Genomic DNA, 13,381 nt, shown 5'->3' on the forward strand with positions numbered 1-13,381 from the left:
GATTAAAATGCTAGCATGCGTTTCAAACCCCGATACCACGATTTTCGGTCCACCCGCCAATTCCAATTCCATGAGTCGCACTGCCCTTGACAATTCGAACGCTGAAGGCGAATGGTGGAAGAAAACCACCGTTTATCATGTCTATGTGCGTTCTTTTTACGACTCCAATGGCGATGGAATCGGAGATATCCAAGGCATCATCGAAAAACTGGATTATCTGCACGATCTCGGATATGAAACAATCTGGGTGTCGCCCTTTACGCAAAGTCCACAAAAAGACTTCGGCTACGACATCAGCGATTACCTCTCCATCTCTCCTGAATATGGCGATATGCCGCTCTTTGAGAAACTGGTTGAAGAGGTGCACCGCCGCAACATGAAACTGGTATTCGATCTGGTGCTGAATCACACTTCGAGCGAGCATTCCTGGTTTACCGAATCCGCAAGCTCGCGCGATAACCCCAAAGCCGACTGGTACGTCTGGAAGGATGGGAAAGGCAAAAAGGGTTTGAGGCGCCCGAATAACTGGCGCGCCATGGCAGGTAACAAAGCCTGGACTTACCACCCGCAACGGAAGCAATTCTATTACACTGCTTTCCTCCCTTTTCAACCCGACCTGAACTATCACAATCCGGAAGTCAAACAGGCAATGTTCGAAGTCATCAGATTCTGGCTGAACAAGGGGGTGGATGGATTTCGTCTCGATATCATCAGTGCTATCTACGAGGACCCCGAGTTGCGCAGTAATCCTCCCAGTCCCCGCCTAACCCCATCTGATAAATCGCTATCCATTTTTTTCCAGAACCTGAAAAACAATTTTCTCCACGAAAAGAGCTTTGAATTCGCTACCGAGTTGCGGCGCGTAGTGGATGAGTTCGATAACCCCAAAAGGGTGCTTATCGGGGAATCGCATGGAGATGAAGCACTGATCCATCGCTTCTGTCAAAACAATGGGCAGCATGGGTTGCACGCTGTTTTTCTTTTCAAGGCCATTTCCACACCTTTCAACGCGGAAAAATACCGCGAAATGCTGATGACATTCGAGAAGCATTTTCCCGAACCGCTGATACCCACTCTCGTCTTTGCCAACCACGATCGTAACCGTGTCATCAGCCGCCTGGGAGGGAGTATAGAAAAGGCAAAACTGCTCGCGCTGTTCCAGTTTACCTGCCGGGGGATTCCCTTCACCTATTTCGGTGATGAGATTGGCATACCTCGGGTAAGAATTCCCCTAAAAGACGGAAAAGATGCGATTGCCATTCAGCATAAATGGGTACCGCAGTTTCTGGTTGATCGCAGCAGTGAAATTCTCAATCGCGACGAGTGCCGTACTCCGATGCTATGGAATGAAAGGCCCCGCGCAGGCTTTTGTGAGAGTTCAGCAGAGCCTTGGTTGCCGGTAGCAGACAGCTTCAGGGAAATAAATGTGGACAAACAGATTTCGGAACCGCATTCCCTTCTCAATTTTTACAGGAAAATCATCCGGCTCCGCAACAGGATGCCCAGCTTGTATGCGGGAAGTCTCGAAATCTTGCATGACCTCTGCGACCGGAAAATTCTCGCTTACCGCCGAATATTCAATGAAGAGAAGCACATGGTGCTCCTCAACATGTCCCGCCAGCGGGTTAAAATCCCCTTGAATAAACCAGTGCTGCTTTCCACGCATGCTCAAAGCCCTGTGCATCAATTACAACCTTTCGAAGGGCGCATCATCAACGAATCGCATTGACAACGGCAGCGGGAATCTTTCTTTCTCGCTGAGAAGGATGCGGGCTAAATCCCATCAGTTCATTTGAATGATTATTTTCAATATCTACCAGGAAGGAGTATGACTTGTGGTAATTCTTCAAGCTTTAACGCGCAACATCATTTCTGCAATCCTGTCTGCAATCCTCATGCTGCCAACGGTGTTGCTGGCCGATGCAACCAGCAGACCGCTCAAGGCAAGCGTAGAGACCCATGAACAGCCTGGATTCAGAGCGGATTGTCCTTCCAAATTCGGTGGTACCACTACAGGTATCGGCAAAAGTACCCATATGGGTAAGGTTTCGCTCAAGGCCATCGACTGCATTACCCCGATGGAGGATCATTTTATTTTCGACGGGACGTTCACCCTTACGGTGGCAAACGGCGATACCGTTACCGGCCTCTACAAAGGTGCATTTGTACCGGCCGATGATCAATCCAGGTACAACCTGACGGATGCGAAATTTGAAATAAGCGGCGGAACGGGCCGTTTTCGCGGAGCAAAGGGAATTGCGGAATTGAAAGGAGATCAGGATATCGCGACCGGGAAGGGGAAAATTGAAATTGATGGAACGGTTTCATACTGAGGCAATAAATGTGCGAAGGGCAATAGCAAACAGCAGCATGTGCCTCAATAATATTCACAGATATTCACAGAAGGGATGGATAGCAAACGTCAGCTGATTTTATTTCGGCCATTTCAGGCCGAACGCAACCATAAGACCCCTGCTGGCCCCTGCTCACCCTTCTTCAGCCTCTGGGTCGACCCAGTATCTGGACATTCCCGCGGCAAACAGGAACATCCACATGACCAGAACAAACGGGAACGTGAGAGTCGGCAGGCCTATGGGGGTAAGGAAGCTGGCAAGACCTGCCTGGCATACAACCGTCATCACGCCCCCCAGCACGGCGAGAGCGGCACTTTTCCCGCTGGGTTTGAGAAACACCCAGCCAATGGCCATCATCGTCAAAACCGGATTGAATGCGTACAGGCCCATTTCGATCGCATTCAGGTTTGCGTTCAGAAGGGTCGGAAAGATGATCCCGACAAAGGCGCCACTTATTGCCATCAGGGCGCCGCGCAGGGAAACAATGGCGATGCCGACCAGAAACAGAATACCGACTGTCACACTATCCGCGAACATGACTTCGCCCACCCCCTTGAATAGCGCAACGGGCCAGTTTTCAAAGGACAGGCCGCTCGCGCCTGGAACAGCAACAGGAATACCGGCAGCCGGCAAAACGGAACTGCGGGTAAAACTTTCAAAACCATAGACCGCGACCAGGAACATCCACGAGGTCAGGACAAACGGCGAAGTGGAGGCTGGAATCTGGTAGGGGCGAAGAATTCGCATGAGAGCAGCCAGCACGACACTCGATAATATCGATGCGAGAATGACGTACAGCCATAACTGCGGAGAATGCTCCAGAAACAGAAACAGACAGGGACCTACCAGCGTCCCGTTGAAACCATACAGGCCAGCGTCGATATCCTTTTTCGAGAACCCCAGCAGATGGGCAGTCACGGTACTCGTGACCACTCCTACGGTTGCCGCTGCCCCGGCAGCCACTCCGCCGATAAAGAGCGCTATCAGAAAAATGAGTTTGGTTACTGCGTTACAGCAGAAAAAAACCTGTCCAACACCTCTCAGAATCACCCGCAGGGGTTGGGGGAACGCGCTATCGACTCGGGATGCCCAGTCCATGATATGTGGAAACCCTTACAAAACTCTGTATGAAAAATGCAGTAGCGCGCTTTTGCCAAGCTGCCGGAAAAGGAAATCAGGCGTGGTGCTGCTGCGACCGGACCTCATCCAGCAGTCCCTGCTTCACGATGAAGTCGATTACCTGGTCGACTCCTTCTCCCGTATGCAAGTTGGTGAACACGAAGGGCCGTTCGCCACGCATTTTCTTGGCGTCACGCGCCATGATCTCGAGATTTGCTCCCACGTAGGGAGCAAGATCGATCTTGTTGATGATGAGTAATGCGGCACGGGTAATACCGGGTCCGCCCTTGCGCGGCACTTTTTCGCCCCCGGCCACGTCTATGACATAGATCGTCAGATCGGAAAGTTCGGGACTGAAGGTGGAAGCAAGGTTGTCGCCACCCGATTCAATCAGAATGAGATCGAGTTCCGGAAAATCGGCGGTCATGCGCGCAACGGCTTCGAGATTGATGGAAGCATCCTCCCTGATGGCCGTATGGGGACATCCCCCCGTTTCCACGCCCATCAGACGCTCCGGAGGCAGCGCATCGGCACGCAGGAGAATTTCCATATCTTCCCTGGTATAGATGTCATTGGTGATGACAGCCATTTCATAACGATCGCGCATTCTCTTGCTGAGCGCTTCACACAAGGCCGTTTTTCCGGAACCTACGGGACCACCGATTCCGACACGGAGTGGATTAGATTGTTTGTTCATTCTCTGTTCCCATCAAGAGCTACGATCGATAGATTCGGCTGTATTGAATCTCGTGTTGCATCGATAACAGCGACAAGCCGGGAGCCCAGCTCGACAACTCATCATCCGTGAGCTGGCTTGCGCGAATCGAGCAGGCCTCGATGACGGGATGCAGGGACAATAGCAACCGCTGCCCTGAAAGCTGGCCAAGCGGAACCGATTTTACGCAGACCAGCACCTGATTCTCGGCCATTGAAAACAGCATGCCCAGCAAGCTCTCTTCGTGCGGGATGCCCAACGCTTCGGCAGCACATGCAAATGCCGTGGGGAGCGGAATTGCCTGTTGGTTTTCCAGGATTGCCCGCATCGAATCATCCCCGAGCTTGAGATCGATGATCAACTTTGCCAGTGAATACCCCATCTGTACCGTTTCGGCACGAAACTCCGAGGTCTCGCGGGAAGCGACGAAGCATTCCGTCCAGAAGCTTACCGCAGCCTCATCCCGCTCCGAAAAGGCCTTCAACAGACGTCGCAGAATCGGCAACTCGAAATCCGTAAAAATTCCCAGCATTTCAACGAGCCATTCGCGTGCGGAGGTTTCATCTCGAACCAATCCTTGCTCAATGGCCGATTCCAGCCCCTGGGAATACGTATAAGCCCCGATCGGAAGCGAAGGGCTGGCAAGGTGCAACAGGGCCAGCAGGGCGCGGTATTCTTTCATTATTACCGGGAAGGAATGTCGGAGGGACGATGGATCTTCTGGTGCACCGGAATCGGAGCGAGTGGACCATGGGCATGCCCGTGGCTCGACTCCCCATGATGGTGATGATGTCCTCCGCTGCCGTAAGCCCCCGCCTCCGGCTCGAACTGTGCATCTTCCTCGATGACTGTTGCCCCGAGTCCTTCCAGCATTTCCTTCAGCACGTTGTCGCGGGCGATGCGCAAAAACCCTTCACCCACCTGGGTCTGAGTATGGCGGTTACCCAGATGGAAGGCACAGCGCAGCAAGTCATGCGGGTTTGCACACGTGATGCGGTAGGTGGATTCCTGGGCGGCAACGATCTGAATCACGCGACCGTCTTCCCCCATGAGCAAATCGTTGTTCCGCAGTACCGTGCCCCGCGGGATGAAAATGGCCACTTCTTCCCCTGAGGAAAGCGCGGTGCGCAGGCGGCTGTTTTCGCGCAGCTCATACGGTAGCACGAGCTGTGCGGATACTTTGTCCGCACTGCTTATCCTGGTGTTCAAGGTGAGCATCTATAGCCCCTAAAAAAGGAAATACCTTTGCGCCATCGGCAGAACGTCCTCCGCCCCGCAGGTCAGCAATTGTCCATCCGCCCGAACTTCGTATGTTTCCGGATCGACTTCCATTTTAGGCGTCGCCGAGTTATGGATCATATCTTTCTTGCGCAGGTTGCGCGTATTCTTGACCTCGATCAGATTCTTATCCAGCTTCAATTGATCGACCAGACCTGCAGCCAGCGCTGCTTGTGAGACAAAGGTAAAGCACGAGGTCTTGATACCCCCGCCATATCCCCCGAACATGTAACGGTAATGGACGGGTTGCGGGGTGGGAATCGAGGCGTTCGGATCACCCATTAAAGATGCCGCAATCATTCCGCCTTTCAGAATCACGGAGGGCTTTACGCCAAAAAATGCAGGCCGCCACAACACCAGATCTGCATATTTGCCCACCTCCACTGAACCGAGGGCATGCGAGATGCCATGTGTGATCGCCGGATTGATGGTGTATTTGGCGATGTAGCGTTTGACGCGGAAATTATCATTCTTCGATGTATCTTCCTGCAAAGTTCCGCGTTGTATTTTCATTTTGTGCGCGGTTTGCCAGGTACGCAGAACCACTTCTCCAATCCGCCCCATTGCCTGTGAATCAGAAGACATCATGGAGATTGCGCCCATATCCTGCAGTATATCCTCCGCAGCTATGGTCTCCTTACGAATGCGCGACTCAGCAAACGCGAGATCTTCGGGAATGTTGGCATGAAGGTGATGGCATACCATCAGCATGTCGAGATGTTCATCCAGCGTGTTGATGGTATAAGGCCGGGTTGGATTGGTTGATGAGGGCAGCACGTTTTCCTGACCTACGACAGCGATGATGTCCGGCGCATGCCCTCCACCGGCCCCCTCGGTATGGAAAGTATGGATGGTACGGCCCTTCATGGCTGCAATCGTGTTTTCCAGATATCCGCCTTCATTGATGGTATCTGTGTGAACGGCAACCTGGACATCATACTTGTCCGCCACCGCCAAGCAATTGTCGATGGCTGCGTAGGTCGAACCCCAGTCTTCGTGCAGCTTCAGTCCGCATGCTCCGGCAAGAATCTGCTCTTCCAGCGGGGTCGGAAGACTTACATTTCCCTTCCCGTAAAAGCCGGTATTCATCACCATACCATCCGAGGCCCGCAACATGGAATGGATGTGCCAGGGGCCAGGCGTACAGGTCGTGGCTGCAGTGCCCGCTGCCGGGCCGGTGCCTCCCCCCAGCATCGTGGTAATGCCATTCATCATCGCATCTTCTGCCTGCTGCGGTGAAATGAAGTGGATATGGGAATCGATTCCGCCCGCGGTCAGAATCATGTTCTCGCCTGCTATGATTTCCGTCGCCGCACCGATCGACATCGTAACATTCGGCTGGATATCGGGATTGCCCGCTTTGCCGATCTCGGCGATCTTCCCGTTCTTCAGACCGACATCAGCCTTGACGATGCCCCAGTGGTCAATGATTACCGCGTTGGTGATGACCGTATCCATCACTTGATCGTGATTGTGCTGTGACTGCCCCATGCCGTCGCGTATCACCTTGCCGCCCCCGAATTTCACCTCTTCACCATAGGTGGTGAAATCCTTCTCGATTTCGATCATCAGCTCGGTATCAGCCAGGCGAATCCGGTCGCCGGTCGTAGGGCCCATCAATTCCGCGTAAGTCTGGCGGGAAACCTTGAAACTCATTCTTTAGCTCCTTTCTCGTTTGATCCGGCGATCTCTACTTAAGCTTGCCCATTACTTTCTGGTTGAATCCATAGACGATCCGGTTACCCGCCAGCTCCACTAGTTCAACTGTCCGTTCCTGTCCCGGCTCGAAGCGCACGGCCGTGCCGGCCATGATGTTCAGGCGCATGCCATAGGCTTCCGCGCGATCGAATTTCATCGCCGAGTTGACTTCGTAAAAATGAAAATGGGAACCGATTTGAATCGGTCGATCGCCACCATTTGCAACCTTCAATGTCTTTGTCTTTCTGCCGACATTGAGTTCGATTTCGCCGGGTTGTGTGGTTATCTCGCCTGGTATGAGGGGATCTCTTGCCTTTCTTACCGTCTTTGCCATTATTAATCTCCCACGGTTTCTCTTTATACGATTGGATTATGGACGGTCACGAGCTTGGTACCATCCGGGAAAGTAGCCTCGACTTGAATATCGGGAATCATTTCCGGCACACCTTCCATGACATCGGCGCGTGTCAGAACTTTTCGCCCCTCCGACATCAGCTCTGCCACCGTATTACCGTCACGCGCCCCCTCGAGAATCGCGCAGGTAATCAACGCGACTGCTTCAGGATAATTGAGCCGCAAACCGCGCGCCTTTCGTCTTTCCGCGAGCAATCCAGCAGTGAATATCTGGAGTTTGTCTTTCTCTCTCGGTGTCAGATCCATCGTATCTCCTCATTAAAAATCTCAAATGGTGCTGAAAAATGCCTCCAGCGATTTTCCAAACTCCATCCTCCAAAAACTTGCAGAACAGAACAGCATCAGGTATTCCAGCTGCGCGGCACAATCGCAGGCCGGCCGAGCGTGATGGGGCGGACGGCCCGCCAGATGCAAAGCATCACATGTCTCGCCACCTCACTCGAATCTCCCAGAAAACGTGCTACCAGCAACGATTTGAATTGGGAGATTCCCACCTGCCCCGATTCTCCGCCGATGCGTGCCGCCTCTTCCCGTACAAGATCGATCGCCTGCGCTGGAAGGGGTTTGCCACTCATGATAAAAGTGGCGCAAACGGTGCGACCGGCAAGTGCAAGCCTTCCATTCATCGCTTTGCTCCCGCCCTCCAGACGAAGCTTCTCAAACCAGACCAGCTTTCCCTCCTGGCGGATACTCGTGTGCTGTTTTATCTCACCGCTATTGAATGATTCTCCGAATGCCGTACGGCCAAAGCATAGAATCTCACAACTCATGTAAACTGAATCCTTCTCCAGCTCGACCTGGTGATCGAGCATCACTCTTGCATTATTGAAAAAAATCGTTTCCTGCGGCATCCACTCCAGTACGCCACCCGCTTCCGCCTGCAGGTAAACATGCTGGCGCGCAGTCCGACCGGTGGATTTGTACCATTTTGTTGCACCGGGAGAAGTTATCTGAGCATGAGCGGACGGACCGACATGCACTTGTATTCCCAATTCATCCCCTGCGACCACGCCCCCGGGCGGGTGTATGACAACAGCTTGGCATACCTCATAACCCTCCGGATAGAGAGGTTTTTGCACCAACAGGGGGCCATGATGATCTCGCTCCACCATGCGGGTGATGCCGGAACTCTCCGCAAACTTCAACCGCAAATGGGCCCTCAATGGAGAATCTGGAGCCAGATTCACTTTCGGATCCAATGGCCTTCCAGAAGAGGGTAGCGGGCACAGAGTAGCAATACTGCCGGATGAAGGTGTCGAATTCTCATCAAGTGAGCTCAAATGTGTTTTTGCGCCTGATTTCAAGCTAGCGCTCCCCGAATAACTCAAATGAATCTCCTTCTCCGTACCTCAAGCCTCGTTCCCGGATAAAAAATCAAATGCATGCCGATTGCTTGACCGAAATACGTAATGACTACATTTGCAATTGAAACGACAGCTTGAATACATCAACTTTCTCGCCAGCCACATCCGGCGCATAGTTCAGCCGTTTGGTGAATAGATCTCCGTGTTGGTAGTACGCTGAAATTCGAGCATTGAAACCGTCAATGATATAGTTGACACCCGCTTCAATTTCTTCCCTGTTGCTGCTGTTATTTGGCTGAATACTGGTGAATCGGCCATATGGTTGAAACTGGCCAATACCGATCCTCATGGGCAGGAGATAAAGCCCGGTGACCGTCCACGATTTGCCATCGAACATGCAAAAGCAATCTGGATCTTGAAACGCCGCAGGCGAATAGTTGGCATAAAACTGCTTGTACTCACCATTTGCGGTGAGTACACCCATGTTCCGGGGCAGCACTTTTTCAAAAAGGGCGTCCCCGACCAGTCCCAGGAAATCACTTCGATGCGCGAAGGAGCCGGCGCCATTTTTCTGGTATGAAACGCCGAAAGCAAGCGCGAGAATATCGCCGGCCTTGCCAAAATAGGTGCTACTGGTATAGTAGCCTGGATTCTTTTCTGGATTCAAGAAGTTATATGTGAAACGACCTGCCCATAATACGTCATCGCCCTGATTGGGGCCGGCGCTACGGGATGACTGGACTCCGCGGTAGACACCGACAGCATATCCCAGGGTACCCTTGATGAAGCCCGGTTCAAGGCTTCCCCAGAATGTGCCTCCATCGTCGCGTCCATAGCGTCCGGCTCCACCGCTGCCAAATTTGGTGCTGAAATCCTGGGAAAAAAAAGGTGTCTTGAAAGCGTCATGGGTTGATTGAAAAAAAGGACCGCTCAGTTCGCCCCGTTCGGTCGGCACCAGCATACGGCCACCCCAGATGTTGAAATAACGGTTGAGCTCAAATTTTGCAATCGCATCAAGTACGTTGTACGACATCTTCGGATTGTCACCGGGATGGGTGTTGTTGCAGAAAAAACATTCCGTATTGACTTCGAACTTGAGGTACTGATGTATCTGCCCATTCAAGTAAAAACGGGCATTATCGATGCTGAAATCGCCGCTCCTGAGATTCCCTGGGGCGGGATTTTCCACCCATAGCCCGGTTCCACGGAACCCAATTCCAAGCGTCACCCATTTGGTTTCGTCGATTGCATACTTTGGCCCTTTTGGAAGCGTGACTTCTGCTGCCTGCGCCCACGAGGATAGAAACAGGGAATCCATAATCAGCGCCAGTATCGCAAGCGCTACGCTGCAAACATGAACGAGGAACTTCCGTTGCTTGCAGACAAGTTTCCGCAGGTGCACCTCGACCGGTGCTGATTCATTATTTCGTACTTTATCTGCTCTTTGCATGAAGTTCTTCATTACCAAAGTTTCTTCTTGTAATTGTTACCCGACCGATAATCAGGTTGCACAATCATGCAGGAATTTTTAGTATTCATCATTAGAAAACATCCACAGCTTCCAAATTTGGTATATGAAAATTTCTTGATATTTATTACATTACCAGCCAAAGCTGCTGCTTAGGCGGCCAGCCCTGGCTATAAAAAACCAGCTGCTGGTCCCTGATTATCGTGAATTTATTCACGCTGATTCTTTGGCAAAAAAACCCTGATTGATGGCCATAGGGATATATATAAAAACATGAGGATCGGTTTTTTCACGAATTTCTCTCTCGCCTCCATCCTATTCGTGCTCACCGTGCTCATATTTCTTTCTTCTCGGGCGTTAAACACGCTGGATGAGGTTACCGAGGCTGAACGCCAGAAGCACCGATCGCTACAACTGGCAAATGAGCTGTTTCGCAGTTCCGAAGATTTGACCAAGATGGCTCGCACCTATGCAGTAACGGGAAATCCTGCCTACGAGCACAGCTTTTTTGAAATACTCGATATCCGGAATGGCATACGGCCGCGTCCCCAGGATTACCCGATTGCCTACGCGCATCTGGAAAATACCCACGCCACGAGTACAAGGGAAAATACGATTTCTCTCATGGAATTGATGCGCCGCGAAGGTTTCAGTGAAGGGGAACTCGACCTGCTGCGGCAGTCGCAGGAAAATTCGGACAACCTCGTCAGCCTGGAAAAGCAGGCATTCGCCGCCGTAAAAGAACTGTGTGAAGATCAACAGGGGAATTTCAATGTGCCCTGTCCCTCCCGGCGCAATTTTGCAATCGATCTTTTGTTTGGCAAGCGTTATGAGACTGAAAAAATCAGAATCATGGCACCCATCAACCAGTTCATGCTCGAACTGGACACACGCACCCGCAACAAACTCAGTAATCTGCAGCTCAAGTTCGAGCAGCAAATCCTGCTGATACTGGTCGTACTATGTCTTGCGTTGTTCTTTGCGACTCTTGCCACTTTTTACACACGCCGCAACATTCTGCGTCCGCTCGATTACCTCAGATACCAGGTAAGTGGTATTGCACAAGGCAATTATTCGACTCGTTGTGCTATTTCCACCCGCAATGAAATCGCCGAGCTGGGGACGGGCTTCAATTCCATGGCAGAAGCCATTGAACACGAAATTATCAAACTTAGACAAGTCGAAGAATCGCTGCGCGAACGGCTGAAGGAAATTAACTGCTTTTATTCGATCCGGCGAGGCATGGAGTCCTCATCGCTGGAAGAAGTATGCGGCACAATCGCGACCGAACTCATCGCAGCAATGCAGTTTCCACATCTCGCCAGTGTCAAAATCGAACTGGATGGCAAGGAACTTGTATCCGATCCATACCACGGAAATCATGTGCACGAATTGCAAAAACAGATCACCGTCCACGGCGAGACACGTGGCTGGATCAAACTGTTTTATCGCGGAGATCGGTTCTTTCTGCTGCCAGAGGAGCAGAATCTGATCGATGTAATCGGAGACGACCTGGGACGATGGCTGGAGCACCAGCAGACCGAGGCACGGATTCTGATAGAGCAGGAACTCCGGGTGCGTGACGCAGCGATAAGAGAATTTGCTGCTCACCTCGAGCGAATGCGGGAAGAAGATCGCAAATATATTGCACGCGAGATCCATGATGAGCTCGGTCAGCTTCTGGCGGCGCTGCATCTGGAAATCTCGCTGCTAAGAAGCGCGAAAGATCATGGCAGCGAACGGCTCGAAACCATCAGGCACAACATGGCCGAACTTGTCGAGAAAGCGGGCGAGAGCGTGCACAATGTGGCGGAACATTTACGTCCTGCTTCACTGGGGCTGGGAATCGAATCGGCTCTTACAAAACTGAGCAGCGAGTTCAAAAAACATACCGGCATATACTGCGAGCTGCGACTACCCGAGGAACCGGAGAACCTGGACGAAGACCAGACTGTTGCAATATTCCGTATCGTCCAGGAGTCACTGACAAATGTGACGCGGCACTCAGGGGCAAACCGTGTGGAAATCCGGCTATCCCGGGAAAAGGACGATGTCATTGTCGAAATTTGCGACGATGGCAGAGGATTCGATCCCGAGAGTGCAAAAAAAGGAAAGTCATTTGGATTGGTTGGAATGCGCGAACGGGCCGCAGCACTTCGGGGCTCTATCGCTATCACAAGTGAACCAGGCCAAGGTGCCTTGGTTCGTGTATCAATTCCGGTGAGGCGAAACGAGCGTTTTGATTGTACTGCCTCTGGCATTACAAATAGCGCATCCCTTCTTCATTCCATTGTTGCGGATTGCCCGGGGCCATCCGTATCTTCACAAAATAATGGAATATCCGTTTCATGAGCATCGGTGAGTACCCGTTTTCAGGAGAGAATGCTTGATCATCAAGACTTTTCTGGCTGACGATCATCGGCTTTTTCGTGATGGCCTGAGACGCATTCTTGCCGAAACAGCAGATATTGTGGTCGTAGGCGAGGCTACTGATGGACTTGATGCTTTGAAAAAAATGCGTCTCGGGGGATGGGATGTCGCGTTGCTTGACGTCAGCATGCCCGGAATGAACGGGCTCGAGGTACTACAGCGGATCATGGACGACGATCCAAAGCATCGCATACTGATGCTGAGCACCTACCATGAGGACGAGTATGCCATTCGTGCGATACGCGCCGGTACGTCAGGCTATCTGACAAAAAATAGTCCGATTGACCTGTTGATATCGGTAATTCGCCGGCTGGCGCATGGGGGAAGATACATAGATCCGAAGCTGGCCGAGAAACTTCTGTTCGATCTGGCTCCCTCTTCCACCATGCCACGCCACTCCGCCCTGTCCAACCGCGAACTCGATGTCCTCAAGCTCATCGCAGTCGGAATATCCTTGACCGAAATCTCCCAGAAACTGAAACTGAGCGCGAAAACGATCAGTACCTATCGTGCCCGCGTCCTCGAAAAAATGGGCATGCAGAACAACGCGCAACTGATCCGCTACGTGGCGGAGCATAAGCTGCTCGAATAGGAATTCATG

At 51.9% G+C, this 13,381-nt stretch carries 13 protein-coding genes; 4 read left to right on the plus strand and 9 right to left on the minus strand.

Features of this window, described 5'->3' with window-relative positions; genetic code table 11:
• Positions 1-7: 7 nt before the first annotated feature.
• Both BMY01_RS01405 and BMY01_RS01410 read left to right on the plus strand, forming a co-directional pair.
• On the plus strand, positions 8-1,729 hold the full coding sequence (locus tag BMY01_RS01405) for a glycoside hydrolase family 13 protein (RefSeq protein WP_074743794.1): 1,722 nt from the start codon (positions 8-10) through the stop codon (positions 1,727-1,729).
• 106 nt (positions 1,730-1,835) lie between these two features.
• The gene (locus tag BMY01_RS01410) at positions 1,836-2,333 is read left to right on the plus strand and encodes a hypothetical protein (protein ID WP_074743795.1); all 498 of its coding nucleotides are present in this window, start codon (positions 1,836-1,838) and stop codon (positions 2,331-2,333) included.
• A 153-nt stretch (positions 2,334-2,486) separates the two neighbouring features.
• On the opposite strand, the gene yut is transcribed toward BMY01_RS01410, so the two are convergent.
• The 9 genes from yut to BMY01_RS01455 form a co-directional block, all read right to left on the minus strand.
• Positions 2,487-3,452, minus strand: a complete 966-nt coding sequence (gene yut / locus BMY01_RS01415) for an urea transporter (protein ID WP_074743796.1) — start codon at positions 3,450-3,452, stop codon at positions 2,487-2,489.
• Positions 3,453-3,528: 76 nt separating this feature from the next.
• Positions 3,529-4,170 (minus strand): urease accessory protein UreG, encoded by a 642-nt coding sequence (gene ureG / locus BMY01_RS01420; protein ID WP_074743797.1) that lies wholly within the window; start codon positions 4,168-4,170, stop codon positions 3,529-3,531.
• 19 nt (positions 4,171-4,189) lie between these two features.
• Positions 4,190-4,870, minus strand: coding sequence for an urease accessory protein UreF (locus tag BMY01_RS01425; RefSeq protein ID WP_074743798.1), 681 nt, complete (start codon positions 4,868-4,870; stop codon positions 4,190-4,192).
• Positions 4,871-4,872: 2 nt separating this feature from the next.
• Positions 4,873-5,406, minus strand: a complete 534-nt coding sequence (gene ureE / locus BMY01_RS01430; protein ID WP_074743799.1) for an urease accessory protein UreE — start codon at positions 5,404-5,406, stop codon at positions 4,873-4,875.
• A gap of 9 nt (positions 5,407-5,415) precedes the next feature.
• The gene (ureC, locus tag BMY01_RS01435) at positions 5,416-7,122 is read right to left on the minus strand and encodes an urease subunit alpha (RefSeq protein WP_074743800.1); all 1,707 of its coding nucleotides are present in this window, start codon (positions 7,120-7,122) and stop codon (positions 5,416-5,418) included.
• Between the two features lie 34 nt (positions 7,123-7,156).
• Entirely contained in the window at positions 7,157-7,498 is a 342-nt protein-coding gene (locus tag BMY01_RS01440; RefSeq protein WP_074743801.1) for an urease subunit beta, read from the minus strand.
• A 23-nt stretch (positions 7,499-7,521) separates the two neighbouring features.
• Positions 7,522-7,824, minus strand: coding sequence for an urease subunit gamma (gene ureA / locus BMY01_RS01445; protein WP_011380583.1), 303 nt, complete (start codon positions 7,822-7,824; stop codon positions 7,522-7,524).
• Between the two features lie 95 nt (positions 7,825-7,919).
• Complete coding sequence (locus BMY01_RS01450) at positions 7,920-8,765, minus strand: urease accessory protein UreD (RefSeq protein ID WP_254772550.1); 846 nt, start codon at positions 8,763-8,765, stop codon at positions 7,920-7,922.
• A gap of 226 nt (positions 8,766-8,991) precedes the next feature.
• A complete protein-coding gene (locus BMY01_RS01455; protein ID WP_254772551.1) occupies positions 8,992-10,332 on the minus strand; it encodes a hypothetical protein in 1,341 nt (446 codons plus the stop codon).
• Positions 10,333-10,623: 291 nt separating this feature from the next.
• Here BMY01_RS01455 and BMY01_RS01460 point away from each other — a divergent pair, with 291 nt between their 5' ends.
• On the plus strand, positions 10,624-12,702 hold the full coding sequence (locus tag BMY01_RS01460) for an ATP-binding protein (RefSeq protein WP_074743802.1): 2,079 nt from the start codon (positions 10,624-10,626) through the stop codon (positions 12,700-12,702).
• 34 nt (positions 12,703-12,736) lie between these two features.
• The gene (locus tag BMY01_RS01465) at positions 12,737-13,372 is read left to right on the plus strand and encodes a response regulator (RefSeq protein ID WP_081353624.1); all 636 of its coding nucleotides are present in this window, start codon (positions 12,737-12,739) and stop codon (positions 13,370-13,372) included.
• Positions 13,373-13,381 lie beyond the last annotated feature (9 nt).

It is taken from the genome of Nitrosospira multiformis (genome assembly GCF_900110185.1).
Lineage (GTDB): Bacteria > Pseudomonadota > Gammaproteobacteria > Burkholderiales > Nitrosomonadaceae > Nitrosospira > Nitrosospira multiformis_A.